General features: G+C 65.0%; 26 protein-coding genes and 1 pseudogene. 6 read left to right on the plus strand and 21 right to left on the minus strand.

Annotated features, from left to right (window positions below; all coding sequences use genetic code 11):
* Positions 1 to 24 precede the first annotated feature (24 nt).
* Both LY284_RS18785 and LY284_RS18790 read right to left on the minus strand, forming a co-directional pair.
* Positions 25 to 1,863, minus strand: a complete 1,839-nt coding sequence (locus LY284_RS18785) for a glycoside hydrolase family 15 protein (protein ID WP_233387588.1) — start codon at positions 1,861 to 1,863, stop codon at positions 25 to 27.
* A 93-nt stretch (positions 1,864 to 1,956) separates the two neighbouring features.
* On the minus strand, positions 1,957 to 2,181 hold the full coding sequence (locus LY284_RS18790) for a hypothetical protein (protein WP_041731690.1): 225 nt from the start codon (positions 2,179 to 2,181) through the stop codon (positions 1,957 to 1,959).
* A 137-nt stretch (positions 2,182 to 2,318) separates the two neighbouring features.
* On the opposite strand from LY284_RS18790, the gene LY284_RS18795 reads away from it, so the two are divergent.
* Positions 2,319 to 3,929 carry a Na+/H+ antiporter gene (locus LY284_RS18795; RefSeq protein WP_233387589.1) on the plus strand — a complete coding sequence of 537 codons (1,611 nt, stop codon included), beginning with the start codon at positions 2,319 to 2,321 and terminating at the stop codon, positions 3,927 to 3,929.
* A gap of 5 nt (positions 3,930 to 3,934) precedes the next feature.
* Here the strand turns inward: LY284_RS18795 and LY284_RS18800 are convergent, their stop codons facing one another.
* Complete coding sequence (locus tag LY284_RS18800) at positions 3,935 to 5,389, minus strand: hypothetical protein (RefSeq protein WP_233387590.1); 1,455 nt, start codon at positions 5,387 to 5,389, stop codon at positions 3,935 to 3,937.
* Positions 5,390 to 5,626: 237 nt separating this feature from the next.
* Complete coding sequence (locus LY284_RS18805) at positions 5,627 to 6,421, minus strand: TerC family protein (RefSeq protein WP_233387591.1); 795 nt, start codon at positions 6,419 to 6,421, stop codon at positions 5,627 to 5,629.
* Between the two features lie 128 nt (positions 6,422 to 6,549).
* On the opposite strand from LY284_RS18805, the gene LY284_RS18810 reads away from it, so the two are divergent.
* Together LY284_RS18810 and LY284_RS18815 are read left to right on the plus strand one after the other, a co-directional pair.
* Positions 6,550 to 7,431 carry a LysR family transcriptional regulator gene (locus tag LY284_RS18810; RefSeq protein ID WP_233387592.1) on the plus strand — a complete coding sequence of 294 codons (882 nt, stop codon included), beginning with the start codon at positions 6,550 to 6,552 and terminating at the stop codon, positions 7,429 to 7,431.
* Positions 7,432 to 7,526: 95 nt separating this feature from the next.
* Positions 7,527 to 7,943, plus strand: coding sequence for an HPF/RaiA family ribosome-associated protein (locus LY284_RS18815; RefSeq protein ID WP_014250872.1), 417 nt, complete (start codon positions 7,527 to 7,529; stop codon positions 7,941 to 7,943).
* Between the two features lie 43 nt (positions 7,944 to 7,986).
* Here LY284_RS18815 and LY284_RS18820 read toward each other — a convergent pair whose 3' ends face one another.
* From LY284_RS18820 to LY284_RS18835, 4 genes are all read right to left on the minus strand, one after another.
* Entirely contained in the window at positions 7,987 to 8,745 is a 759-nt protein-coding gene (locus LY284_RS18820; RefSeq protein WP_233387593.1) for a hypothetical protein, read from the minus strand.
* Between the two features lie 66 nt (positions 8,746 to 8,811).
* Complete coding sequence (locus LY284_RS18825) at positions 8,812 to 9,246, minus strand: hypothetical protein (protein ID WP_233387594.1); 435 nt, start codon at positions 9,244 to 9,246, stop codon at positions 8,812 to 8,814.
* Positions 9,247 to 9,559: 313 nt separating this feature from the next.
* Positions 9,560 to 9,979, minus strand: coding sequence for a DUF3574 domain-containing protein (locus tag LY284_RS18830; RefSeq protein WP_052485729.1), 420 nt, complete (start codon positions 9,977 to 9,979; stop codon positions 9,560 to 9,562).
* Positions 9,980 to 10,073: 94 nt separating this feature from the next.
* Positions 10,074 to 10,313, minus strand: a complete 240-nt coding sequence (locus tag LY284_RS18835; protein ID WP_041731693.1) for a hypothetical protein — start codon at positions 10,311 to 10,313, stop codon at positions 10,074 to 10,076.
* Between the two features lie 246 nt (positions 10,314 to 10,559).
* On the opposite strand from LY284_RS18835, the gene LY284_RS18840 reads away from it, so the two are divergent.
* Positions 10,560 to 11,564 carry a hypothetical protein gene (locus LY284_RS18840; protein WP_233387595.1) on the plus strand — a complete coding sequence of 335 codons (1,005 nt, stop codon included), beginning with the start codon at positions 10,560 to 10,562 and terminating at the stop codon, positions 11,562 to 11,564.
* Positions 11,565 to 11,576: 12 nt separating this feature from the next.
* Here LY284_RS18840 and LY284_RS18845 read toward each other — a convergent pair whose 3' ends face one another.
* From LY284_RS18845 to LY284_RS18885, 9 genes and pseudogenes are all read right to left on the minus strand, one after another.
* The gene (locus LY284_RS18845) at positions 11,577 to 13,958 is read right to left on the minus strand and encodes a DNA polymerase II (protein ID WP_233387596.1); all 2,382 of its coding nucleotides are present in this window, start codon (positions 13,956 to 13,958) and stop codon (positions 11,577 to 11,579) included.
* Between the two features lie 161 nt (positions 13,959 to 14,119).
* Positions 14,120 to 14,782: a flagellar transcriptional regulator FlhC gene (flhC, locus tag LY284_RS18850; protein WP_014250877.1), complete on the minus strand. Its 663-nt coding sequence runs from the start codon at positions 14,780 to 14,782 to the stop codon at positions 14,120 to 14,122.
* Positions 14,783 to 14,807: 25 nt separating this feature from the next.
* On the minus strand, positions 14,808 to 15,125 hold the full coding sequence (gene flhD / locus LY284_RS18855) for a flagellar transcriptional regulator FlhD (RefSeq protein WP_014250878.1): 318 nt from the start codon (positions 15,123 to 15,125) through the stop codon (positions 14,808 to 14,810).
* A gap of 109 nt (positions 15,126 to 15,234) precedes the next feature.
* Positions 15,235 to 15,495: a hypothetical protein gene (locus LY284_RS18860; RefSeq protein WP_143281662.1), complete on the minus strand. Its 261-nt coding sequence runs from the start codon at positions 15,493 to 15,495 to the stop codon at positions 15,235 to 15,237.
* Between the two features lie 147 nt (positions 15,496 to 15,642).
* Positions 15,643 to 16,709, minus strand: a pseudogene (locus LY284_RS18865) (purine nucleoside permease).
* A gap of 99 nt (positions 16,710 to 16,808) precedes the next feature.
* Entirely contained in the window at positions 16,809 to 19,367 is a 2,559-nt protein-coding gene (locus LY284_RS18870) for a mechanosensitive ion channel family protein (RefSeq protein ID WP_233387597.1), read from the minus strand.
* Between the two features lie 94 nt (positions 19,368 to 19,461).
* Positions 19,462 to 20,388, minus strand: a complete 927-nt coding sequence (locus LY284_RS18875) for a cation diffusion facilitator family transporter (protein WP_014250881.1) — start codon at positions 20,386 to 20,388, stop codon at positions 19,462 to 19,464.
* Between the two features lie 28 nt (positions 20,389 to 20,416).
* Positions 20,417 to 21,472 carry a selenide, water dikinase SelD gene (gene selD, locus LY284_RS18880; RefSeq protein WP_233387598.1) on the minus strand — a complete coding sequence of 352 codons (1,056 nt, stop codon included), beginning with the start codon at positions 21,470 to 21,472 and terminating at the stop codon, positions 20,417 to 20,419.
* A 42-nt stretch (positions 21,473 to 21,514) separates the two neighbouring features.
* Positions 21,515 to 22,078 carry a putative glycolipid-binding domain-containing protein gene (locus LY284_RS18885; protein ID WP_233387599.1) on the minus strand — a complete coding sequence of 188 codons (564 nt, stop codon included), beginning with the start codon at positions 22,076 to 22,078 and terminating at the stop codon, positions 21,515 to 21,517.
* 236 nt (positions 22,079 to 22,314) lie between these two features.
* Here LY284_RS18885 and LY284_RS18890 point away from each other — a divergent pair, with 236 nt between their 5' ends.
* Entirely contained in the window at positions 22,315 to 22,737 is a 423-nt protein-coding gene (locus tag LY284_RS18890; protein WP_233387600.1) for a BspC domain-containing protein, read from the plus strand.
* A gap of 13 nt (positions 22,738 to 22,750) precedes the next feature.
* Here LY284_RS18890 and LY284_RS18895 read toward each other — a convergent pair whose 3' ends face one another.
* Positions 22,751 to 23,275: an Rrf2 family transcriptional regulator gene (locus LY284_RS18895; protein ID WP_014250885.1), complete on the minus strand. Its 525-nt coding sequence runs from the start codon at positions 23,273 to 23,275 to the stop codon at positions 22,751 to 22,753.
* A gap of 411 nt (positions 23,276 to 23,686) precedes the next feature.
* On the opposite strand from LY284_RS18895, the gene LY284_RS18900 reads away from it, so the two are divergent.
* A complete protein-coding gene (locus LY284_RS18900; protein ID WP_233387601.1) occupies positions 23,687 to 23,908 on the plus strand; it encodes a hypothetical protein in 222 nt (73 codons plus the stop codon).
* A gap of 69 nt (positions 23,909 to 23,977) precedes the next feature.
* Here LY284_RS18900 and LY284_RS18905 read toward each other — a convergent pair whose 3' ends face one another.
* The 3 genes from LY284_RS18905 to LY284_RS18915 are packed head-to-tail and all read right to left on the minus strand — an operon-like array spanning position 23,978 to position 25,474.
* Positions 23,978 to 24,769, minus strand: coding sequence for an anti-sigma factor (locus LY284_RS18905; protein WP_082378104.1), 792 nt, complete (start codon positions 24,767 to 24,769; stop codon positions 23,978 to 23,980).
* A complete protein-coding gene (locus LY284_RS18910; protein ID WP_014250888.1) occupies positions 24,766 to 25,287 on the minus strand; it encodes an RNA polymerase sigma factor in 522 nt (173 codons plus the stop codon). The genes LY284_RS18905 and LY284_RS18910 overlap by 4 nt, the downstream gene beginning before the upstream one ends.
* 46 nt (positions 25,288 to 25,333) lie before the next feature.
* Positions 25,334 to 25,474, minus strand: coding sequence for a hypothetical protein (locus LY284_RS18915; RefSeq protein WP_156903125.1), 141 nt, complete (start codon positions 25,472 to 25,474; stop codon positions 25,334 to 25,336).

Here is a 25,474-nt window from a genome sequence, read left to right on the forward strand (position 1 = left end):
TCGCGGCGCGGCGCGTGGAAGCGCTCAGGTCCAGGGCACGTGCACGCGATCGAGGTCGCGATCGAGCTGATACGCGGCGCTGATGAGCGCGAGATGCGTGAGCGCCTGCGGAAAATTGCCGAGCGCTTCGCCGCTGATCGCCACTTCCTCCGAGAAGAGACCGACATGATTCGCGTACGCCAGCATCTTTTCGAAGACGAGCCGCCCTTCGTCGACACGCCCCGCGCGCGCGAGCGCCTCCGCGTACCAGAACGAGCACGCCGAGAAGCCGCCTTCCATGCCCGGCAAGCCGTCGAGCGTCGAGCCGCGCGTATAGCGGAAAATCAGCGGATCGACGCGCAGTTCGCGCCCGATCGCATCGAGCGTGCCGATCCAGCGCGGATCTTTCGGGCCGATGAAGCGCACGAGCGGCATCATCAGCGCGGCGGCGTCGAGCGTGGCGGAACCGGGCGTCTGCACGAAGCTTTGCAGGTCGTCGTTCCAGAACTGCTCGTGGATGTCGCGATGAATCGCGTCGCGCGTGTCGAACCAGCTTGCGAGCGGCGCGGGCAGCGAGCGCTTTTCGGCGAGACGCAGCGCGCGATCGACGGTCACCCAGCACATCAGGCGCGAATGCAGCAGTGCGCGTGTGCCGTTGCGAAACTCCCAGATGCCGTGATCCGCCTCACGCCAGTGCTCGACGACGTAATCGACCGTGCGCGTCACGTGCCGCCAGCCGTCGTAGGAAATGGCCGCGCCGTACTTGTTGTAGAGATACACCGAGTCGAGCAGCGCGCCGTAGACGTCGAGCTGGATCTGCTCGCGCGCTTCGTTGCCGACGACCACCTGCCCCGGCACTTCGCCGACGAGGCTTTTCAGTTCGGCTTCCGCGAGCGCGTCGGCGCCATCGACGGCGTACATCACGCGCAACTGGCCGTGCGCGCTGCAATCGCGGCTGCGTTCGGCAATCCACTTCATGAAGCGTTCCGCCTCGCCGGTATAGCCGAGGCGCAGCAACGCGTAGACGGAGAAAGCCGCGTCGCGAATCCAGGTATAGCGATAATCCCAGCGGCGCGAGCCGTCGTGCGTTTCGGGCAGGCCGAATGTCGGCGCGGCGACGATCGCGCCGAATTCTTCCGAGCTCAGGAGCTTGAGCGTAAGCGCCGAGCGCAGCACGACTTCGCGATATCGCCCGCGATACGTCGAGCGCGACGACCACGTCTTCCAGTAATCGATGGTCTGTTCGAGCACCGCATCGTGATTCGCGCCGATCTCGCCAAGCCCGTTGGCGTCGCCGAGCGCGAAGCATGCGCATTCGCCTTGCGCGAGGTCGAGTGTGGCGCGTGCACCCGCGTCCTCGATGGCGAGCGGCACGTTCGCGAGCAGACGCAGGGACGGCGCGCCATCGTCGCGAACGAACTCGACGCCCTGCTCCACGGCGCGCGCCGTATGCTTCGCGCGCGCGTAATCGAAACGCGGATCGCATCGCACGTCGAGCGTCATGCGTCCGTACACGAGCCGCGCGATGCGCAACACGCAGTTCGGCGCCGTACCGGCCGCGTTCGCCTCCGATGCGACCGGCATCAGGTCGAGCAGTTCGCAGACGCCGTCGCCGGTCATGAAGCGCGTGAGCAGCACGTTCGTTTCGGGCAGATACATCTGCTTGACGTTCGCGTGCGGCTCGCGCGGCGTGATCGAAAAAGCGCCGCCGCGCTCGCGATCGAGCAGCGCGGCGAAGACCGTTGGCGAGTCGATGCGCGGAAAGCACATGAAATCGATCGCGCCGGACAGCGACACGAGCGCCGCCGTCTTCATGTTGCCGATCATGCCGCGCCCATCGACGGGCAGCGCGGCGGGTGGAATCTGCCCGGGATCATGTCCCATCGCAATCTGCTCCCGATGAGCCTTGTAAAGGCGACATCGGCCGGGCAGCAAGTCATATTCCTGTCGGGAATGACAGATTCGGGACCTTGCGCTTTATTGCGCGGCGGTCTGCTCGCCCGACGCCGTGACATGCTCGCGCGGCGCATCGCCGAAGGCGGCCGCACTCGCCGCGCCGTTCTGCGCGGCGAAGGTCGAGACCGCCGGCACGGGCGCATCCGCATGGCGCGACTTGCCGAAGCTCGCAATGTAGACCACGGCCGCCACGGCGACGCCCACCAGCACCGCCGCAACCGCGACGCCCGACGACTTTCGTCTCATTTTCACTCCTTTCGGATACGATGACACCCCGGCTCGCGGCCCGGACCGCGTCGATGGTAGCAGCGCGCGAGGCAGCGTCTGCGTGGTCCGCCGCGCATTGCATCATAAGAAAACCCATCTGAACCCGAGGACAATTCATGCACGCCGCAACGGCATTCAACCTGGTGCTCGTCTCACTGATCGCCATCATCGCGCTGGAAGTGCTCGCCCGGCGCCTGCGTCTGCCGCCCGCCGCGGCGCTGCTCATCGGCGGTGTCGCGATGGCGTTCGTGCCGGGACTGCCGCATTTCGAGCTCGACCCGGAACTCGTGCTGGTCGTGTTTCTGCCGCCGCTTCTGATGTACGGCGCGTATTTCTTCGTCTGGGACGATTTCAAGCGCAATCTCAGCGGCATCCTGCTGCTCGCGATCGGCGCGGTGGCCTTCACCACGCTCGTCGTCGGCGTCGCGGTGCATCTGGTCGTGCCCGCGCTGCCGTGGGCCGCGTGCTTTGCACTCGGCGCGGTCGTCTCGCCGCCCGACGCCGTCGCGGCCAAGGCGGTGCTCGAACGCGTGGCGCTGCCGCGGCGGTTGATGGTGCTGCTCGAAGGCGAAAGCCTGTTGAACGATGCGGCGGGTCTCGTGCTGTTCCGCTTCGCGATGGTCGCGGCGCTGAGCGGCGTGTTCAGCGCGCCGCGCGCAGTCGCGAGCTTCGCGGGCCTCGCGATCGGCGGCATCGTCGTCGGGATCGTGGCGGGCTTCATCGCCGTGAAAGTCATGCGCGCGCTGGAGGACGATTACCTCGTCATCACCACGTCGATGCTCACGTCGTGGGTCAGCTATATCGCGGGCGAAGAGCTCGGCGTGTCGAGCGTGATCGCCACGGTCACGTGCGGCATGGTCGTCGGCTGGCATCAGCACGAAGTGTTCTCGGCGGCGCAGCGCATGCGCGGCACGGCGTTCTGGCAAGTCGTGGTGTTCGTGCTGGAAGCGCTCGTGTTCGTCCTGATCGGGCTCTCGCTGCGCGGCATCGTCGTGCGTCTGGGCGGCATCGGCGATGCGTTTTCGCTGCTCGGACCGGCGACGGCCGCGGTGATCGCGGTCGTGATTCTGTCGCGCTTCGTCTGGGTGTTCGCCACGGAAAGCGTGAAGTGGCTCGCGTGGACCGTCACCGGCCGCAAGCAGGCGCAGAGCGAAGAAGCCAGCGCCGCCGTGCCCGACTGGCGCGCGGCGACGGTCGTGAGCTGGGCCGGCATGCGTGGCGTGGTGACGCTCGCGGTCGCGCTCTCCTTGCCCGAGGCGATGCCAGGCCGCGATCTCATCGTGTTCGCGGGCTTCGCGGTGATTCTCGTCACGGTGCTGCTGCAAGGCGCGACCATCGGCCCGCTGATCGCGTGGCTCTCGCTCGCGGCCGGGCACGAGCGCTCGTCGCGTCATCTCAGCGAACCGCAGGCGTGGGCGCGCATGGAAGAGGCGCAACTCGCCGCGATCCAGCCGCTCGTGCGCGACGCCGACGGCAATGTGATCCACCCGCGCCTGCTCGAACAGTACACGTATCGGGCGGGGCTCACGAAGCGCTTTCAGGACATGGAGACCTTCCCGGCGGACGCGCGCCATGCGCATTACGACGTCGTGCTCGCCGCGATCGCGGCCGGCCGCGCGGAGTTGCTGCGCATGCATCGCGCGGGGCAGATCCACGACGAGCTGCTGCATTCGCTGGAGCACGATCTCGATCTGCAGGAAATCATGGCGATGCATTCGCGCGGTTGATTTGTTCAACGCGTTGGGGCGACGAGCGGCGTGTCGCCGGATGATTCGTCGCACTGCATCCACGTATAGGCGGTCACGCCCGAGCGCGCGTTGTTGCGCAGCCGCACCAGCCATTCGCCCGCCGCCGCGCGGCGCAGGCCGCTGCGCGCGGATGTCGGCGCGAGCGCGATGAGAATCATATGCCCGTTGCCGCGCGCGCCCCGGCCAAGATGCACGACGGTGCAGATCGCTTCGCCGCCGCGCGTGTAGGTGGCGATATCGCCGAGCGTGAGCCAGGCGCTCGCGATGCCGCCCGGCGGCACGATCTGCACGTCGATGCTGGGTGCGCCGTCGTTGCTGGCGAACCAGATCTCCGCGAGACTCGGCGACGACGCGTACGCGCGCACCGGCCAGCGCAGTTCCGCCACGGCGCGTTGCGCGATCGTCAGCGCGCCGCGGCAGCGCGACATGTCGGCGTTGCCGGACGGCAGTACGACCGAGCATGCGCCGGTGTCCATCAATTCGTCGAGCGCGCTTTCGATGAGCGAGCTGCCGTCCTGCTGCCACGCCGCGTTGCCCGCGCTCACGCTGACGAGCGCATGGCACGCCGCGCCGCCGATCTCCCGCGCGCGCTGCACGATATAGCGGACCGCGTCGAGCACTTCGGCGTCGAGACAGGGGCCGAAGGCGTCACGCATCGAGCGGCAGCGTTTCTTGAGTTGCACGCCGACCATCGGCAAGGGCGCGTCGTGATCGACCGGCCGGCTGGCGTCGTCGCCGTCCGCGAAGGCATAGACGCGCGCCCCGCCCGCCGCTTGCGCGGCTTCGACGGAGAGCCGCACGTCGCCGAGCAGCGCGTCCATCTGATGTTTGAGCAGCTCGCTTCCGTAGCCGAGCGTGGCGGCCGTATCGGCGGCATCGTTCTGGTTCCAGAAGCACAGAAAGCGCGTGCGCGTGCCCGTGCCGTCCTCAGAAAAACGCCGGTGCGTGAACGTGACGTCCTCGTCGCAAATCCCGACGATCGCATTGCCCGCCGCCGCGTGCGTGGCCGCGTGGCTGGCCGGAACACGGTCCACGGGGCCGTCGGCGTGCGAGATGATCGCCAGCGCTTCGGTGAAGCGCTCGAATTTACCGGCGAGGTCGGTGCCGAGGCGCGCGTAGAACTCGCGCGTGACGTGGGCGGTGCAAAAGCGCGTGGCTTCGAGCGCGGGCGGCGGATCGCGGTAGAGCGCCGACATCCAGATCCAGCTCTGCCAGCCGCGCCGCTCGATTTCCTGCGCGAACTGCCGCGCGGTGCCGCCGCCCTGCTTCATCTCGATGGCGACCGGAATGCGGCCGTGCGGCATGCCGCCGAGATCGCGATACTGCGTGGCGTTGGCCCACACGATATACGGATCGATCCGCGCGACGGATGCGAGCGCGTGCGGCGCGATGGGCTCGAACCCCTCGCTCGCCGTGCCGATCTCCCAGTGCGGGCTCATCCTGGTCCATTCCGAAGACGATTGATCGCAGTGACCGCGCGGCGCTTCTTTCGGCGGATGTTTCAGCCGATATTTCGGGAACCGAAAGAATGCGGCGCGCGCTATCGCTTACCGTAGTCACTTGGCCGGAGATAAGCAAGGCGAATTCCCGCCCGATATCGCGCGGACTGCCGGGTGCCGCACAGTGCGCCGCGGGCAATGCTATTCGTCAGCTTTCTTTGGCCTGTGCTTCGTCTTTCAGCGCGCCTCGCCGGCCCGAAGCCCTTCATGCCGTGCATCGCCGTGAACGCGCCGCTCGCGTTTGACCTTCGCGCCGCGCGCCAGCAGATTCAAAGCTTCGACGAATCCCGCAAAGCCCATTGCCGCGTAGATGTAGCCTTTCGGCACGTGCGTGCCGAAACCTTCGGCGATCAGCGTCATCGCGATCACGAGCAGGAACGAGAGCGCGAGCGTCACGACCGTCGGATTGCGCTCGATGAAGCGCGACAGCGGTTGCGCGGCGAAAAGCATCGTCGCGACGGCGAAGATGACGGCGATGAACATGATCGGCAGATGGTCCGTCATGCCGACCGCCGTGATGATGCTGTCGACGGAGAACACGAGGTCGAGCAGCAGAATCTGGCCGATCGCGGACCACGCGGTCAGCGTGCCGGCGCTCGATATGACGCCGGACGCATCGTCGTGATCCTTTCTCACGTGATGATGCATTTCCTTGGTCGCCTTCCAGACGAGGAACAGGCCGCCCGCGAGCAGAATGAGGTCGCGCCACGAGAAGGCGTGGTCGAAGACGGAGAACACGGGGGCGGTCAGTTGCGCGATCCACGCGACGGTGCCGAGCAGCGCCAGCCGCATCACGAGCGCGAGCATGATGCCGATGCGCTGCGTGCGCGCGCGTTGCGCCACGGGCAGCTTGTTGCTGAGAATCGAAATGAAGACGAGGTTGTCGATGCCGAGCACGACTTCCATCACGATCAGTGTGACGAGCGCGGCCCAGACGGCGGGATCGGCGGCAAGCGAAAGAAGATATTCCATGAGCGAGGAAGGAGGATTGATTGGACGTTTCGCGCCATGATGGTCTGTTCGTGCGCCCGGAAAAATCAGCGATAATCGAAGCCAGACTTCGGTTTATTCGAACCGGGTAAAAACCACGAAAGGCACGCATGCTCAACTACCGGCATCTGCATTACTTCTGGGTCGTCGTGAAGGAAGGCGGTTTCGCGCGCGCGGCGGAGCGCCTCGACATGGCGGTGCAGACGATCAGCGCCCAGGTGCGCGATCTGGAAAAAGCGCTGGGTCATCAGTTGCTGAAGCCCGCCGGGCGCGGCGTCACGATGACCGAAGCGGGCCAGGCGGCGTTCGCGCGCGCCGAGGAAATCTTCCAGATCGGCCAGCTTATCCAGGACGAAGTGCGCGGCGCCGCGAGCGGCACGCTTGCGCGTCTCGCGGTCGGTCTGTCGGACGGCATTTCCAAGCTCGCCGCGCATGCGCTGCTCGCGCCCGTGCTCGGCAATCCGGCGCTGCGTCTTTTGTGTCATGAAGGCGAGACCGACGAACTGCTCGGCGAACTCGCGCTGCATCGGCTCGATCTCGTGCTCGCAAGCCACGCCGCGCCGCACAATCAGAATCTGCGCCTCACGAGCGAGCGGCTCGTCGCTTCGCCGGTCGACTGGTACGGGCCCGCTTCCATCGTGCGCAAGAGCGCCATCGACCAGTTCCCGCACAGTCTCGCGTCGCTGCCCATGCTGCTGCCGACCGGTCATTCGTCGCTCAGGGCGCGGCTCGATCGATGGCTGGAAACGCAAGGCATCGCGCCGCACATCGTCGGCGAATTCGAGGATAGCGCACTGATGGCGGTGTTCGGCGCGCGCGGGCTCGGCGTGTTTCCGCTCGCGGAATTCGGCGCGGGCGATGCGCCGCTTTTGCGCGGCCTGCGCTGGCTCGGCCGCTCGCCCGACGTGAAGGAGGAAGTGCACGCGATCGTGTCGCGGCGCGGGCGGCATCATCCGTTGACGCAGCAAGTGCTCGCGCACGCCGCGGGCTGAACTTCGGTTTTTCCGAAGTTCGTGTTCCATTGCTTCTGCTTTTTCGCAGCGAGCCGACGCCTTACGCTGGATTCATGTCCAACGAGGAGGCCTCAATGAAAGTCCTGTTCAAGTCCCGCGAACCCGAAGCCATTGCGATGCACGAACTCGCGAAGGCGCGCAGCGAATTCGTTTTTCGCCGCCTCGCGTGGCTGATCTCGAAAGCGACCGTCAGCCTGTCCGACATCAACGGCCCGCGCGGAGGGGTCGACAAGCGCTGTCAGGTGGAATTGCAGGTGAGCCGGGAAAACAAGGTCGTGGCGACATCGATCGCGCGCGACTGGCGCGGCGCGATCGATCTGGCGCTCGCCCGCGCGGTGCGCTCGCTCGTGCGCCGGCGGCAGAACGTCAAGCCGGCGCGGCGTGTGCGGGCGCGCAGTCTCGCATGGCATTTCGCGCCGGAGCCGGTCTTGCAGGAAGCGATCGATCCGCGTGAATCGCTCATGAGGAAGACCTTCGTGCACGGAACGTAAGCGGCAGACGCGGTTTGCATCCGGCCGGGGTTGACGGGGCCTGTCATCCGACGGCTTCGAAGCCGCCGTCGGGCACGCAGTCCATCGACATGTACAAGGCCCGCAGCTCCGTGCTCAGGCCGTGGAAGTGGCACAGGAACGTGTTCCCGTCCGCGAAATACCACGGCGTGTTCAACTCCCTGAAGCTCACGAGTTCGGGCGAATCCATCTCGGGGCACAGGCCCTGGCCCATCGACACTTCCATGAAGATGTATTGATCGCCGTGACTCGCAAACGTGGACTTGACGTCCTCGATCTCGTACACCTTCGCAAGCACGGCGTCGAGGAGGCGCGCATTCGTCTCGATATGGCGAAAGCCCATCACGCCCGAGTTGAACGACCAACCGCAGATGTCCGCCGTCAGCACGCGGTCGCGCCCTTCGGTGAACTTTTCCAGCTTCACCGTCTGGTTCATCGCGATGATATCCGCGTCCATCCAGAACACCCATTCGTGATGCGGCAGATACTTGCTGAGGAGGAAAGGCTTGACCCAGTTGCCGCAGGCGTCGCGCCCGAAGTCCGGCGGCACGTCGCGATACACGTAGAGCGTGTACCCGTGCCGCTCGCAGTAAGCGCGCAGGCTCGCCTCTCCAAAGCGGGCGTAGCTGGCGATATTCGGCGTATGGAGCATCACGACCGCGATGGCGCGCCCTGGCTGATACACGGAGAACGGCTCGTTCGAATCGATAAGAAGCGGGGCCGCGTTTTGTAACACGCCCGGTTCGCCCGATGCGTGGCACGCGTTCACATGCCGTGCGAACACGACGCGCCATTGCGGGCCATATTTGCTGTAAAGCCGCGGCGTGTAGACGAGCGAGACCGCGACGACCTAGCGGCCATGCACATCCGGATGCTGACTCGACCACATCGACGCTATCGGCACCACGCCGTTCAGCGGATCCCAGTCGGGCACGGTCGGCAGATCGTCGAGCAGCGTCTCTTCGGTGACGAACGCGCCGTAGTCATAGTACTTGCGGCACCGTGCGGCTAGACCGCGGGCGATGCGGCGATTCTCCTCATTGTTTCGCAACACGAAGATCTCGGTGTTGACGCCGAAATGGCCCTTGGTCAACAAGACGTCGCGGCCCGCCATGATCGGCTCGAAATCGTGAAAGCGAATAAAGAGCGCGTTTTCTGTCGCGAAGATAACGACTTCGCCCTCTTCGCTCTCGCGCAACACGTCGCTCAGCAACTGGTACTTGTAAAGCGTGCGCAACTCGATCGAATCGACGCATTGGGAGATCGCTTCGAAACGATGTTTCACATTCGTGCGCCGACAATACTCGACATGGTTGTCGAGCGACGATGTCGCGTTGCGATCAGCGAAACAGCTAACCAGCATAGTCATGGTCACGGCGGTTCAACAGTCGAAGGGCGAGGGCTGCGGGCGACCTTATATGGCGCGCGAGGGCAGCGGAAACCTGAAATTATTGGGCTAAACGGCCGCTCGACACTAGGAATTCGCTGGTTTCATGAATTTTTAGGAGTACATCTTGACGACGGTGCGGGTTGCGCGTGCTACGCCGTCTAACGCGCGGGTGCGTGCGCCGCCTTTCGCATGAACGGCGCACGCAGGCCTAAAACGATGCGCACGCCGCTTGCCTGACGCGCATCGTCGACTCCTGCTCGAAACGCACGCGATAGCGCTCGCGCAGTTCACCGATGGCGGTATCGCTGGCTTCGTCGTCGGGATGCACCACGCTCAGCACCCAAGATGGCTCGCGCATGATCGCGCCATCGCCCGCGCGCCACTGGCCGCGAGCCTGCCACACGCTGAAGCCTTGCGGAAAGCGCGGCGTGACTTCATCGCGCAGGAAGTCGTCCCATTCACCCTGCGTCACGGCGCCCTTTGCACGGCCGGCGCCGAAATAGACGAGATCGCTCACCACGCGCTGCTCGCCCGTCGCGCAGGCTGACGCAGGCGGCGCGGGCGTCGTGATGCACGCCGGCAGCATCACGGCGACGAACAGCATCGAAATCGTTCGAAATCCGAACATGCGCGGCGTCGTTTCTATGAAGAACGCCATGTTATAGCGGGGCAGCGGATTGTGCTTCTGGGTTGTCTCCCGATGCCCGGGTCCGGAGTGAACCTCAGCCTCTCAGCGCGACCTGCGGACCGCGTGCAGCCAGACGGCCGTCGAGTTCCGCCTTGCCGCATTCGATCGCGTAGCTCGCGGCGGCTAGCGCGGTCGGAAATGCGCGAAACGGCCCGATTGCGCGACGCACGCCGCCGGGCCGCTCGATCAGCAGCGTCGCGACGAACTGGCCGGCCAGATGCCGGACGATGACCGAGAGCTCGCAGCCTCGATATTCGATGGGAGTGGAGTCCACGGTTGACCTCGCTTGCATGATCGGAAACGCATTCGATCAATCTACGCAAGGTCGGCCGGGCGCGTAACCCCGCGTGTGAGTGGCCGCGAACGTAGGCTGATCGAAACTTCCGCGCAAACGTTTCACCAATCGCCTCATCAAATAGGAATGAGTCCGTTTCATGCAAGAATTTTCCTAAGCCGGTATGCTCCGACGAACGGGCCCCGACAAAAATTGCCGGAAGTTCCAGCAAGCCGACTTCGTGTAATGACAAACTTTAAAAAAGAACGACATTGCAGAGCCGCCGCCTGGGTCATCGCCTGCGCGGGGCTCGGCTTCGCGAGTACTGCATTGCACGCTCAGGAGTTGTCGCTGCTCGCCGGCGCGCTCAAGAGCAGCAGCAACAACACGTATTCCTGGGAAGGCACCTATCGCGAGGGGCTCGGCCGCTACGCCGCGTGGAGCTTCTCGTGGCTGAATGAAGGCCATATTCCCGATCATCACCGCGACGGCCAGGCCGTGCAGTTCTGGGGACGGCTGCCGCTCTGGAACAACCGGCTGGAATTGTCGGCGGGCGCGGGGCCGTATCGCTGGTTCGACACCAAGCAGGCGCAACTGGGTGGCGACTATTCGAACACGCATGGCTGGGGCGGCCTATTTTCGCTGCGCGCCGCGTATTACTTCGACAACCGCTGGATCGCGGAGGTGAAGCTCAATCGCGTGCAGGCGTACGGCGGTCCGGATACGACCGCGCTGCTTTTCGGTATTGGCTATCAGCTCGACGCACCCGATGGCCCGGGTCCGCGCGCGCGGCCGCCGTCGCGCACGACGAACGTCACGAGCAACGAAGTCACCGTGATGCTCGGCACGACGATCCTGAACAGCCCGGACTCGGAATCGAATCTCGCGGAGAGCATCGAGTACCGGCGCGGGTTGTGGCACTACGTCGATTTCACCGCCTCGTACCTGCATGAAGGCGGCCACGTGCAGTCGCGCCGCGATGGCGTCGCCGCGCAACTCTGGGCGACGCGCGCCTTCTTCGACGACAGGCTCACGTTAGGCGTCGGTATCGGCCCGTATCTGTCGATCACGCAAAACGACGATCTGCCGCAAAACCGCACCGGCGACGGACGCTTTTCCGGTCTCGTCTCGGTATCGGCGAGCTACCGGTTCACGGACCGCTGGCTCGCGCGCGTCACGTGGAATCGCATGGTCACGCGCTACGACCGCGACGCGGACATCATCGAAGCGGGTGTCGGCATGCGGTTCTGACCTGAACCGGCGCTAGAACAGCGCTTTCTGGCCGGACATGAGCGCGGTGAAATCGTCGCGCATGAAGGGCAGGATGCCGTCCGCGACCGGCTGAAGCTGCTTGCTCACGTAGTGCTCGTAGTCGATCGGCGCATGCCGCGCCTCGACCGGCTCGGGACCGGCCGTCGTCATCACGTAGCTGATCCAGCCGCCGTTCTGATATTGCAGCGGACGGCCGGCGCGCGCGTTGTATTCGTCGGCGATGCGCGCGGCGCGCACGTGCGGCGGCACGTTGCGCTGATAGTCGCCGAGCGTGCGTCGCAGCCGCTTGCGATAGACGAGCAATTCGTCCAGCTCGCCGCGCCGCGTGCGTACGACGTAATCGCGCACGTAGTCCTGATATGCCTCGCCCTTGAAGACGCGCATGTACAGCTCCTGCTGGAAACGCTGCGCGAGCGGCGTCCAGTCGGTGCGCACGGTCTCCAGGCCCTTGTAGACGATGTCCTCGCTGCCATCCGCTCGCGCCGTCAGTCCGGCGTAGCGCTTCTTGCTGCCCTCTTCCGTGCCGCGGATCGTCGGCATCAGAAAGCGTTTGAAGTGCGTTTCGAATTGCAGTTCGAGCGCGCTGTCGAGGCCGAACGCGTCGCGCAGATGGTCCCGCCAGTAGGCGTTCACATGCGCAACGAGCGCGCGGCCGATGCGCGCCGCGTCATCTTCCGTGCGCGCGCGGCGCAGCCAGACGAAAGTCGAATCCGTGTCGCCGTAGATGACGCTGTAGCCGCGCGCTTCGATCAGCTCGCGCGTGCGATGCATGATCTCGTGACCGCGCATGGTGATCGACGACGCGAGACGCGGATCGAAAAAGCGGCAACCGCTCGATCCGAGCACGCCGTAAAACGAGTTCATGATGATCTTGAGCGCCTGCGACAGCGGCTTGTTGTGCTGACGCTTCGCCGCCTCGCGCCCTTCCCACACCTGCGCGACGATCGCGGGCAGGCAGTGCGTCTCGCGCGAAAAACGCGCGCCGCGAAAGCCGGGCACGGTCGCGGTTTCATCGGCCGTCGCCATGCCTTGCGCGAGTCCGGCCGGATCGATCAGAAAGGTGCGGATGATCGACGGATACAGGCTCTTGTAATCGAGCACGAGCACGGAATCGTAAAGACCGGGACGCGAATCCATCACGAAGCCGCCGGGGCTCGCTTCCTCGGGCACGTCGCCGAGATTCGGCGCGACGAAGCCGAGCCGGTGCATCCGCGGCATATACAGATGCGTGAACGCCGCGACCGAACCGCCGCTGCGGTCGGCCTGCAGGCCCGTGACGGTCGCGCGTTCGAGCAGGAACGACAGCAGTTCCGTCTTCTCGAAGACTTTCGTGACCAGTTCGCAATCGCTCAGGTTGTAATGCGCGAGCGCGGGTTTGTCTTCCCGGAAACGCCGCTCGATTTCGTCCATGCGCGCATAGGGACTGTCGATCGCCTTGCCAACGCCCAACAGCGACTGCGCGACGTATTCGAGACTGAACGACGGAAAATTCCACGTCGCCGAGCGCAGCGCCTCGATACCGTCGATCACGAGCCGCCCCGCGATCGCGATGAACCAGTGATTGCGGTTCATGCCGTGCTCGCGCCACTCGGCGACGCTGCCGTCGCGGCCGAGCGCGAGCGGCACGCCGTAGTCGTCGGCGTGCCGCTGAAGAATGCGCAAATCGAATTGCACGACATTCCAGCCGATGATCGCGTCCGGGTCGTGATGCGCGATCCACGCGTTGAAACGGCGCAGCATGTCGGCGCGGGAATCGCAATAATCGAGCGCGAAATCCGTGCCGGCAGTATCTCCGTTCGGCGGCCCGAGCATGAAGACCTGACGCGCGCCGCAACCTTCGAGCGCGATCGAATAGAGATCGCCCTTGAGGCTCGTTTCGATATCGAGCGAGACGATTTTGAGCGACGGCCGGTAATCCGGCGCGGGCTTCAGCTCGCTGAAAATGGCGCCGTCGCGCTCGACGCCTTCGAACAACACCGGCGCGGTGATGAAGCGCTCCATCAGATAGCGCTCGTGCGGGCGAATGTCCGCCTCGAAGACGTTGACGCCCGCGCCGCGCAGCGACTTTTCGAGCGCGAGCATCGGGCGATAGTGCGGGCAATACAGCCCGAGCACCGGCTTCTGACGGAAATCCTTGAGCGGCAGTTCGCGCAGATAGGCGTCGCGCACGCCGGCGACGATCGGCTCCGCCTTCGCGCGATCCTCGGCGCGAATGAACGCGACGCTCGTTTGCAGCGCGATGCGGATTTTCTTCGGGCCGTCGCCGGTGGCGAGCCAGAAATCGACTTCCGTCCCGGCCGCGGTGTCGCGCCAGTGACGAGTCAGCAGAAAACCCTGTTGTGCCAAAGCCAAACCGATACCCCGAAAGCCCATGCCATCGAAGCATTTTACTGGCCGGATGAGAAAGCGGCCCGGCGCCTTTCGACGCCGAGCCGCATGAATTCGGTACGGAAAAAGTAAAACGCGGTAGCGGCGGACCGGTCGTCCACCATCCTCGCGGACGGTCCCCGGAGGGCGGCCGCCGCCGCTACCGCCTAAGCGGCCTGTGCGACCAGGCCTGCCCGTTGCGACTGTAACGCCGCTACGTTTGCGAGTACCGTGTGCTCCGCATGCTCCGGCACTTCGTTCTTCGACATCACCACCTCCAGAGCGGCTTCTTTGCTGGCCTGTTTAGCGGCCGCCGCTTTCTTGGTCTTCCCCGCGCGTGACGGCGGCTGGCAGGCCCCGCACACCACGTTGTTCTGCAAATCATGTTTGTGTGCGACAAACTTCCCGGTGCAGCGGCAGCACGGCGTCATCTGCAGCATGCCCGCGTCGAAGAAGCGCACAAGAGTCCAGGCCCGCGTGAGATCGAGTACCGCCTCGGCGCCGCTATGATTGCAGTGCTCGAGATACAGCCGATACCCTTTGGTCAACGCATCGAGATGCGAGCAACCAGCTTCGTTCTTGAGGAACGTATAGGTGTTGTAGAAAAGCGATGCGTGGATGTTGGCGAGCCACGTCATGTACCAGTCGGCCGAGAAAGGCAGCATGCCCTTCGGCGGCGATACACCCTTCACTTCGCGATAGAGGCGGATCATGCGGTCGCGCGAGAGCGTGAGTTCGCTCTCCAGCACCTGCATGCGCGCGCCGAGCTCGATCAACGCGATGGCGCGGAACACTTCCTGGGCGTCTTCAGTGAGGCTCTTCTTCAGCATGGCTCGCTCCGTCACCTGGGTCACCTTAAGCGAACTGTTCAGCCGGCTGGCCAGCCAGCAGGATGGCCGCGTGCGTCGGCGCGATGTCCGCGTTCTTCGCGGGTTGCGTCAAAGCCGACAGCATCGTGTGATCGTTGAAGCGGAATGCGCAAAGCAGGTTATCCGACGACGCGAGCTTGACGACCTGCGCGAGCGTGAGGCCCGACAGCAGATCGGCGAGCTCCGCCGACAGACCGAGCCGGAACATGCCGATGGCGCGGTCTTCGCGCAACAGACGCTGCGCGAGCATGATGTACGACAAGTTGATTTCCCGGATCGATTCCAGCGTTTCGCGACCGTTCATGGTTGCAACTTCCAGTAAATCCCCGAATTTCCCGCCGGCTTTTCGCCGATATCTTTTTTGTGCCTCACCGGGCTAGTTCTGCCCGGCTACGTACCGCGTAATCTTTGTTTCAGTGAGTTACATCTTGTAACAACCACTGTGAGACGGATTCTAAGAACTGTCTGAGACGAAAGCAAGCACATCTCAATAATATTTTGTTGCAAACAACACTTTCGATCGGTAATTTTTTCGGTATGGAGATTTTGACTGATTTTGCCGGACCATTTCTATTCTTCTTATGTTTTCCGCGCAAAATCAGGGCAGCTTCGTTTTTGTCGGTAAAATCGCTGGCCGCCAGCAATAACGGGGGATTTCGAGATTCGGTTGACATCGGTATCGCCTATTTTTAGCGCTATTCATCAGAAGAATAAACGCCAAAATCGTCGCTCAGACGGGCTTTACCGATGCAACGAAGATGAGGCAATAATTACCTATTGCTTGTTACGGTCTTTGTTACCCTCGTTTGTAACGCCGTCTGTTACCTTTTTGGCGAGCCGTTTCTCCACACGCCCCAGTTTGTAACAACTTCCCGTACGAACGGATTACCGGCGCGATACAAGTTTCGAGTGCTGGCGCAAAACCGCCTTGCGCGGCGTAGTCGAGCAAATTCTCGACCGCGCTCTGCCCTTCGTAGGGCCGATCGAAATCCGATCCGGCGCGCAGTACCGCCACGCGCGAGACATCCACCCGCTGCACGCTTGCCGCCCGCCTGAGCGCCTCGTAGGTCGCGTTGTCCTCCTGCTGCGTCGTGCAGTAGACGCCGCGGCCGTCGGTGAGCAGACGCGTCCACTCGCGCGCCCGTTCGCCGATGAACCTGCCCGACCACCATGTGTCGCCGGCGAGCGTGTCGCACTGGATCACGCGCGGCGGCTGGTTCGCCGGCGCGTAGTTGAACTTGGCGCGGGCGGCCTGGGCCGCGTCGCTGTCGGCGAGGGTCACGTTGCGTGACAGCGCGTAGGCGGTGTCGGCGAGCGAGGCATCGAGGGCGAAGACTTCCGTGCGATAGTCGGGCGGCGGCTTTTCATTCGGATTTTTCGTGTTGATACCCGTGAACCCGCTTGGCCAGGCGGCGGGCTTTTCGCGCGCATCGAGTTCCCATTGCGGACCGAAATCGACGAGATACTTCGCCCACGCCGCCGAGCCGACCGTGCCCTGCGCCGGATCGATGCCCGCGATGCCCGCGACCAGAAAGTACGTGCGGCGCAAGTCGAAGCGATCCGAAAACGCGAGCGCCATCATCGACGCCGCCGCGTTGGTGTGACCCATTCCCGTGGTGACGACGCAGACATCGTCGCGATTGCAATGGACGTCCGGATAATCCGGCGACAGCCCCGCCACCTTGACGGCGTCCCACGGGCCGAGCCGGTCGAGCCAGACTTTGCCTTCGGGCGCGAACATCGTGACGATCATCACCTTGACTTCGCGCGCGCCGGCCGCGCTGTCGACGGAACGCGGCGAAGAGGCGCATCCCGCGAGACTGGCCGCACACGCCACCGCGGCGACGGCTTTCGTTATTTTCTTCGTTCGCGATGCGGCGTTTCTCATGGCGGGCGTGCTCCTCGCAGACAGTCGATCATGCAAAAAAAATCGCGCCCGGCAGTGGGCGCGATCATGGGCGCGATCGGGGCCGAAACGATTATAGGATCACGTCCCGCCTTGCGACGACCGCGGCGGCGGCGCATTCGACGCCACGCTTGGCGCGCCCGCCGCTTCGCTCGTCGGATGCTGCGCGGCCTTCGACGGCTCGCCTTGCTGATCCGCGCCCGCTTCGTTCGCATCGGGCGAGCCTTCCTGATTGCCGCCGTTGACGATCACGAAATTGCGCTGCGGATTCGCGATCTCGATGCCACGCGCCGTGAATTCGTTCAGGATGCGACGGTTGAACTCGCGCTGCACCGGCCAGCGCGTGCTGTCGCGGCACTGCATCTGACCGGCGAGCGTGACGGTCGAGCCATCGACGGCATCGACGCCCCAGAAGCTGAAGTCGGACAGAATGCCGTCGCGGAACGCTTCGTCGTCGCGCAAGGCGGCGCCGATTTCCTTGAGCGTGGAAATGGCGAGATCCACGTCCTGGCCGAGCGCGATCGACACGCGCACCGCCGCGTTGCCGATGCCGCGATTGGTATTGTTCACCGTCGAAACCGAGCTGAACGGCACCGTATAGAGCGAGCCGTCGCCGCCGCGCAGCCGCACCGTACGGATCGACAGATACTCGACCGTGCCCGACACGCCCGCGAGCGTCACCCAGTCGCCGACCTGCAACGCGTTTTCCATCAGCAGGAAGATGCCGGTGATGAAATCCTGCACGAGCTTTTGCGAGCCGAAGCCGAGCGCCACGCCGAAGATGCTCGCGCTCGCGAGCAAGGGCGCCGTGTTCACGCCGATCTCCGAGAGACCCGTCAGCACCACGACCATCGCGATGACGATGAAAAGGCCGGTGCGCATCATCGGCAACAGCGTGCGCAGGCGCGCGGCGCGCAGACGTTCGCCGCTCGCGGTCCACTGTTCGAGACGCTGCTCGACGACGATGTTCGCCGCCTCCCACACGAGCACCGCGAACGCCGCCGCGATCACGATCGTGATGAGCGCGGACGCGAGACGGTTGCCGACCCCGCCCGACGTGAAGAAATGAATGATGTCGATGCCCCACACCTGGAGCAGCGCGACCATCATCGCGATGAAGATGAGCGTCTGCACGATGCGCCGCAGCGCCGGGTAATAGCGATACGCGCGGCGGCGCACGATCGACTCGCCCGTCAGGTCGTCCTCGTCCTCGCGATGGAAGACGCGGCCGAGCGCGCCGAACACGACGATCGCCACCACGCGCGCGCCGACCAGCACGAGCAGCGACAGGCCGCCCAGATGGAAGAGCGTCCGGTAGCCGTTGCGCACGTCGAGCGCCCACACGAACCACAGCGCGATCACGAAGAAGATCGCGACGCCCGCCCAGACATCGGCGACCCAGTTGCCAAAAAGCCGCACCGAGCGATTCGTCCGCGCGCTCGCCCGGATGCGCTCGGCCACCGGCACCCGGCTCTCGAAGATCACGAACGCGATCATCAGATGCACCCCGAGCAGCACGATCTTCAGGATTGCGATGCGCGCATCGTCGGACAAGCCGATCGGCTCCGCGGCGTTGGCGAGCGCGATGCCCGCGCCCGCGACGCATACGGTGCGCCGCAGCCAGCGATGCAGGTAGGCCGCATGGACATCGCCCATCTGGATGAGACGCAAGCCCGGCGCGCGCGGCGCGAAGAAGAAACCGCTCACGATCACGATCGCGCGGCACACCAGATAGACGTCGATGATCGAGCCGGCGACCCGCGCTTCGGGCGTGTTGTCGTCGATGAACACCGACATCAGCACCGTCACCGCGCCAATGAACACGACGAGCGGAACCATGGCGAGAAAGCCGTGGAGCAGCGCGCTGGGCAAGCGCTGCAGGAGCGTCCAGTGACGCGCCGCATGACGTTGTCCGCGTGCGGTATCGACCTTGCGCTCGGCGAGATGTATCGCGGTTTCGTCGCCGCTTCTGGCCGCGGCGTCTTCTTCACGTTCGGCGGCGCGTTGCTCGCGCACGAGCTCGGGCTGCTGGTCCTCGGCATCGGCGACGCCGCGCGCCGCGATCCGCGCACGCGGCTTGGCGAGCAGGCGCGAGCACAGGAATTCGAGCAGCAGCGCGGGCAAGAGCGATGCGAGCACCGTCCACGCGACATGCCCGATGAGCGCGCGCGCCTCGTCGCTCGACATGCGATCGCGCCACCACGAAGCCATCGAGCCGAAGTCGAGCAGCGCGGCGACGGAATGACGGATGCCCGCGCCGATCTCCACGAGCCAGTGCCCCGCCTGACGCGATATCTGCGACGCGAGCCCGTTCGCCGTCAGCGAATGGGCCAGCACGCCGGACGCCCCCGACGCGGGCGCCGCCGCCGCCACAGTTGCCGATGCCGAAGCGCTCTGCGGCGCGCTCGCGGGCGCGGCCAAAGCACCGGCCGCCGCGATGGCGCGCAGCGTATCGGCGACCTGAGACCGGCGCGCAGGATCGTTCAGCACCGAAAGGGCGTCGCGCGCCTGTTGCGGCGTCAGCGCAACGGCCTGCGACGCGTTTTGCGTGGCATCGGCCGCGGCGAAGGAGGACTGCGAAATAAGCGAAAGACTGGTCGATAAAACGATAAACAATGCAGAAAGGAACAATTTGCGCATGGGTCGGATGATCTCGAAATGGCTCGGCCTATGTTAGCGCGGTGTGGTCGGGCCAGCAAAAACCATCCCCGACGCCCTCATGCGTGCACTGCGGTCACACGGTCGCGGGTTCGCCGCGATCGCGCGCGATATCGGGTTCGAAGAACACCCAGCGCACTTGCGGAAACGCACGCTGAAGATCGTCCTCGATGAGGTTGATCGCATCGATCATCGCGCGCCCGCTCGGATAGTCGAGCATTTCCGCCTGCACGGCGACGACCACATGCTTGCCCCACTGCAGCGTGATGAGGCTGATGATGCGCTTGATTTCGGGACGCGCCCGCAGGTGCGCATCGATCGCCTTGCGCACTTCCGGACTCGCCGACTCGCCGACGATCATCGACTTGACTTCGCGCGCGACGAGAAACGCGATGATCATCAGCAGCACGCCGACGCCGACCGATCCCGCCGCGTCGTAGGCGGGATTGCCGGTGAGCATGGTCATGAGCACCGCGGCGAACGCGATGGCAAGGCCGAGGAGCGCCGCGACGTCCTCGCCCGCGACCACGAGCAGCTCCGATTCGCGTGTCTCGCGGAACCATCGCCACAAGGTCTTGTTCGGCGCGCCCTTGCGGATTTCGCGTATCGCGCCCGCGAGCGAAAACGCTTCGAGCACGACGGAGACGCCGAGAATCACGAGCGCGACGATCGGATTGCTCAACGGCTCGTGATGCAGCAGCCGATGCGCGCCCTCGTACACCGAAAACGCGCCGCCCACGAAGAACAGCAGCAGCGCCACGATGAGCGCGTAAAAATAGATCTCACGCCCCGAGCCCAGCGGATGCAGCGCGTTCGCGGGCGCCTGTGCGCGCTTCAGGCCGAAGAGCAGCAGCAGTTGATTGCCGCAATCCGCGGTGGAATGGATGGCTTCGGCGAACATCGCGCCCGAGCCGGTGTAGGCCGCCGCCCCGAACTTGCAGACGGCGATGCCGAAGTTCGCGGCGAGCGCGTAGAAAATGGCTTTCGGGGATTCTTCCTTCATGCGGTTCTTTTTGATTGTCGAGGGTCGATCAGCTCACGTCGACGCGGCTCGCGCCGTCCGCCATTTCGCCGATCACGCTGGCATCTTCGAAGCCGTCCGCGCGGAAGATCGCGAGCACGTCGTTCACGGCTTCCGGCGCGCACGATACGAGCAGGCCGCCCGAAGTCTGCGGATCGGTCAGCAAGGCGCGGGCCTCGTCCCCTTCCGTGCCCTGCGCGTTCAGCGAAACGTCATGGCCGTAAGCGCTCCAGTTGCGCCCCGACGCGCCCGTGTAGATGCCCTCGCGCACGAACTCGCGCACCTGCGGCAGCCAGGGCAAATCGGCATAGCGGATGCGCGCCGTGAGCTTCGCGCCGCGCGCGAGTTCGAGCGCATGGCCGAGCAGGCCGAAGCCGGTGACGTCGGTGAGCGCGTGCACGCCGTCGAGCTGCGCGAGTTCCGCGCCCGGCCGATTGAGCTTCGTGGTCGCATCGATCATCGCCTTGTAGCCGGCTGCATCGAGCTTTTCTTTTTTGAGCGCCGCCGACAGCACACCGACGCCGAGCGGCTTGCCGAGCACGAGCACGTCGCCCGCGCGCGCGGCCGCGTTGCGCTTCACGCGCGACGGATGCACGATGCCGAGCGCCGCGAGCCCGTAGATCGGCTCGACGGAATCGATGGAATGCCCGCCCGCGACCGGAATGCCCGCTTCGGCGCACACCGCTTCGCCGCCCTTCAGCACTTGCGCGATGACCTCGTGCGGCAGCACGTTGATCGGCATGCCGACGAGCGCGAGCGCGAGGATCGGCTTGCCGCCCATCGCGTAGACATCGGAGAGCGCATTGGTCGCGGCGATGCGGCCGAAGTCGAACGGATCGTCGACGATCGGCATGAAGAAGTCCGTGGTCGCGACGATCGCCTGCTCGTCGTTGAGCTTGTAGACGGCGGCGTCGTCGGCGGTGTCGTTGCCGACGAGGAGATTCGGAAACGCGGGCAGCGGCGTCGTGCGTTTGAGCAGATCGGCAAGCAAGCCGGGCGCAATCTTGCAGCCGCAGCCGCCGCCGTGCGACAGGCTCGTGAGACGGGGGAAGGTGGTGTCGGTCATCGTGGCAATCGTCCGAAGCGGTTCGAAGCGGAGGTGCGCTTATTATCGCCGGATGCGCGTATAGAGGCCGGGATAGTCGAGCACGAGGCCGTCTTCATCGACGGTAATATCCGCTGTGAAGCCCGTATCGAGCCCTTCGTAGCGATAGCGGCGATCCGGCTCGAGGCACGTGTACGCCTGCTCCACGGCGCTCACGCTGAGCTCGGGCACGCGCACATAGACGACGCGAATCACGCGCCGCTCGCCGCGTTCGAGCCGCAGACGGCGAATCGGCAAGGTGTTGGTGAAAGGCGTCGCGGTGATGTCCACGTCGATGCAGCCGCGCAGCAGTTCGTGCGCTTCGCCGTTCGCGCCGCTCCACGCATGCGCGTCGCCGTTGTCGCCGCCCTTGCGATGCAGATCGAGCGTTGCGCCGCCCGCGAGCTTGAGCGCGAGACGCGTGACCTGCCAGCGCGCATCGCACTCGATGCGATAGACGAGGCCGAACGCATGCGCCTCGTCTTCGCCCACGACCGCGCTTTCGATCACGGCGCCCTCCGGCGACTCGTTCAGAACCAGATATTCGAGCCCCGTGCCGTCCTGTTGCGACCATTGCACCGCTTTCATTGCGCACCTCGCCGCCGTGTTCGTCCGATTCGAAGGATACAACGCCCCGCGCGATGCTTTCGATCGGCATTCGGAATGCGCAATTCGCTCGACGTGACAAAACTTCACACGGTATACTTCGCGCCATTCCAGCGCAGGCGCGCGCCTCCCTCACAGCGCCATTCACGCGATCCGTGTCCTTGGCGATCCCGCGCTCTGCCCGCCCGTTCCGAACGCCCTTTTTCATCGTTCATCGCATGAAGAACATGCTTGCCCCCGTCTTGTGCGCGCTCGCGCTGTCCGCGTCGATGTTTCAGTTCGCCGAAGCGCAGGAAGCGCGAGATCTGCCCGAGGATTATTCGTATCTGACGAAGCTCCACGTGCCGGAATCCGTCGCGCAATGCGTCGCCGCTTTCGATCGCTGGGTCGAGAACGCGCCGAAGTACGACACGCTGATCGTCCCCGACCGGCGCGTGCTGTCCGCGAAAATCGACGATGATACTGCGATCTTCAGCGTCGGCAATCCGATTCCCGTGGACAAGGTGATCGTGATGCGCGCCTTTGCGAAGGCGCGCGGCAAGGAACAATGGACGCGCGTGGATAGCCGTTGCGGCGTGCGCGATGGTCACGTGGTCGGAGTGTCGCTCACGCCGAACATGAAGCCGAAGATCGTCCGCTAGTCCGGCTCGAACCTCAGGTTCTGCCCGCGCGCCGCTGGTGGGTGCGCTCGTCCAGCCACTTGACGACCTGCGGCGCGAACGTGCGCGGCGCCTTGGCATGCAAGCGGTCCGCGAGATCGGAGATGCGGTCCGCCGCCAGCGCCTCGCGCATGCGCTTCTCGGCGTTCTTCATCACCGCGTGAACCGCGCAGACGCCGCTCGTCGCCCAGGGCGGCGCGTCTTCGCCGAACACGGCGCAGCGCGCGCGAATCTCTCTGCAGTCGAAAAGCGGCTTGTCGCCGTCGATCGCGTCGACGACATCCAGCACGCTGATCTCACGCGACGGCCGCGCGAGCGCGAAGCCGCCGCGCGCGCCTTCCGTCGCTACCACGAGCCCGGCCTTGTGCAGCTTGGTGAAGAGCTTCGCGACATACTCCGCCGGCACGCCCTGCAACTCAGCGAGGTCGCGCACGCTCGCCTCGCGCACGCCGTGCGGCGGCTCCGCGAGATACAGCATGCAATGCAGCGCATACTCGACGCCCGTGCTGATATGAGACATGATCACTCCGACAATTCGAATCGGAGTTCAGGATAACGCGTTGCGCGGCCGCTTGCAACGGGCGCGACGCGCCGCGTCGCTTCCTTTCAGGCGGCCGTTGCAATTATTTCAGGTTACACGTTTGCTTACAAACGAACACGGCTTGTCATTTTGCGAACCGCTAAATTGGTTCTCACGGATTCACAGGGAGAAACCAATGAAGAAACTAGCGATCCTGGCAGCGTTGGGCGTGTTGCTGACTAGCGCGCTGTCGGGCTGCATCGTCGTGCCGGATGGCGGCGGATATCACCATCATCACGGCTATTACCGCGATTGAACCCGCACTGAATCGACCCACTGAACTCTTACCCGATGCATCGCAGTTCCGTGCGCGCATCGGTTGAACGGGCACACGAGAAAGGAGCCAACATCATGAACAAGACGAAAAAGAGCCTGCTGATCGCCTCCCTCGCCGCCGCGCTGGGCATGGGCCTCGCGAACGTCGCTTCGGCGGACATGCATCGCCCCGCGCCGCATCACGTGAACGTCGGCTGGCATGGCGACCGCTACTGGGATGGTCATCGCTACTGGCAGCGCAGCGAGTGGGAGCGTCATCACCACCGCGTTGCACCGCCGCCGCATCGTTATTACTAAGCCGGGCAGCGCATGAAGAAAGGCCGCAGCGAATCGTCTTCGCTGCGGCCTTTTCCTTGGATCGACGGCTCACCAGTTCTTGGGATCGCCGCCGAGCTCCTTGCAGGTGTCATAGGCGATCGCCTGCAGCTTCGCCTCGCCGATCTGCCCCGAGAGTGCATAGCCGACCCGGTTCCACGCCCAGTAGAACGTCGTGCGCTGACCGTCCTTCAGCATCCGGATACGGTTGTCGTTCCCGCGGATCGTGGCGGTCGTCATGTAGAGCGTAAGACGTTCGCCTGCCGCGTTCTGGTACATGAACTGCGCGGCGGGCCCCTCTTCGTCCGGCAACAGGCGTCCGCCGACGAGCTGAAAACCGTACTCGGCCAGCGACGGAATCGTCACCGCGCGATTGAGCCGCTTCGAGAGCCACGTGACCAGATGATCCTGCTGCGACGCCGCCACTTCCACCGCGTGCCGCTGCTCGGGCGCGTACACCGCATACGCGATATCCGCGCGCTCCGCGAAGCGCGGCTTCTCGCCGAGCGCGGGCAGAAGCATGTGCATGAGATACCCGCACGCGATGCCGACGACCAGAAAGCACGCCGCGATCAGATAGCGCTCGCGCGAGCGCGGCCGCAGCCGAACCACTTGCGGCTCGGTCTGGTCGGCGAACAGCGCGCGCAACGCGTTGTCCTGCGCGCGATACGCATCGACGGTCGCCTGGCTCGCGGGATCGGCCGCGATGCGCGCGGCCACGGCGTCGCGCTCGTCGCCGGGCAGTTCGTCGTCGATGAAGGCGGACAGCGCCTGCAGATCGCGATCGGGCTTTGGCGGCCCCATACGGTCGCCGCCTTCGGATGGACGGTCTTGATTCGTCATGAGCGGCTCACCACTTTCAGCGACGCCGACGCCTTGCGGCCCGGTTCCTCGCCGAGCAGAACGCGCATGTGCTCCCGCGCCCGCGAAAGGCGCGACATCACGGTTCCGGTCGGCACGTTCAACACCACGGAGGCCTCCTGATAACTCATTTCCTCGACACACACGAGCAGCATCACTTCGCGCTGCTCGACCGGCAGACAGTACAGCGCGCGCTGCACGTCGCGCAGCACGAGGCCGTCGATTTCCCCGCGCGGCGCGGCCATGTGCCGCCAGGGCGCGGTTTCGTCGTCGACCGCGATGTCGCGGCGCCCGCGCAACTGGTCGATATACAGATTGCGCATGATCGTGAACAGCCACGCGCGCAAATTCGTGCCGGCCTGGAACGATTTCGCGCGGTTGAGCGCGCGCTCGGTCGCGTCCTGCACCAGATCGTCGGCCCAGGCGCGGTCTCCCGTCAGCGCGCGCGCATAGCGCCGCAACTGCGGCAGATGCGCGAGCAGGTCGCTCTCGAAGCTCAAGGCCGCGCGTCCGTCTGCGCGCGCGACGCAATGAAGGCCCGCGCCATCAGTAGCTGCCTCCGCCCGCCGGCGCGCTTGGCGCGCCCGATGATCCCGGCGCACTTTGCGTGCCGGTCGCGCAACCGGCCGCGCCGAATGCGAGGCCGAGCGCGATCAGGAGCGCCGTCACTCCGATCGATCGTTTCAT

This window comes from Caballeronia sp. PC1, assembly GCF_021353155.1.
GTDB classification, from domain to species: Bacteria; Pseudomonadota; Gammaproteobacteria; order Burkholderiales; family Burkholderiaceae; genus Caballeronia; species Caballeronia cordobensis.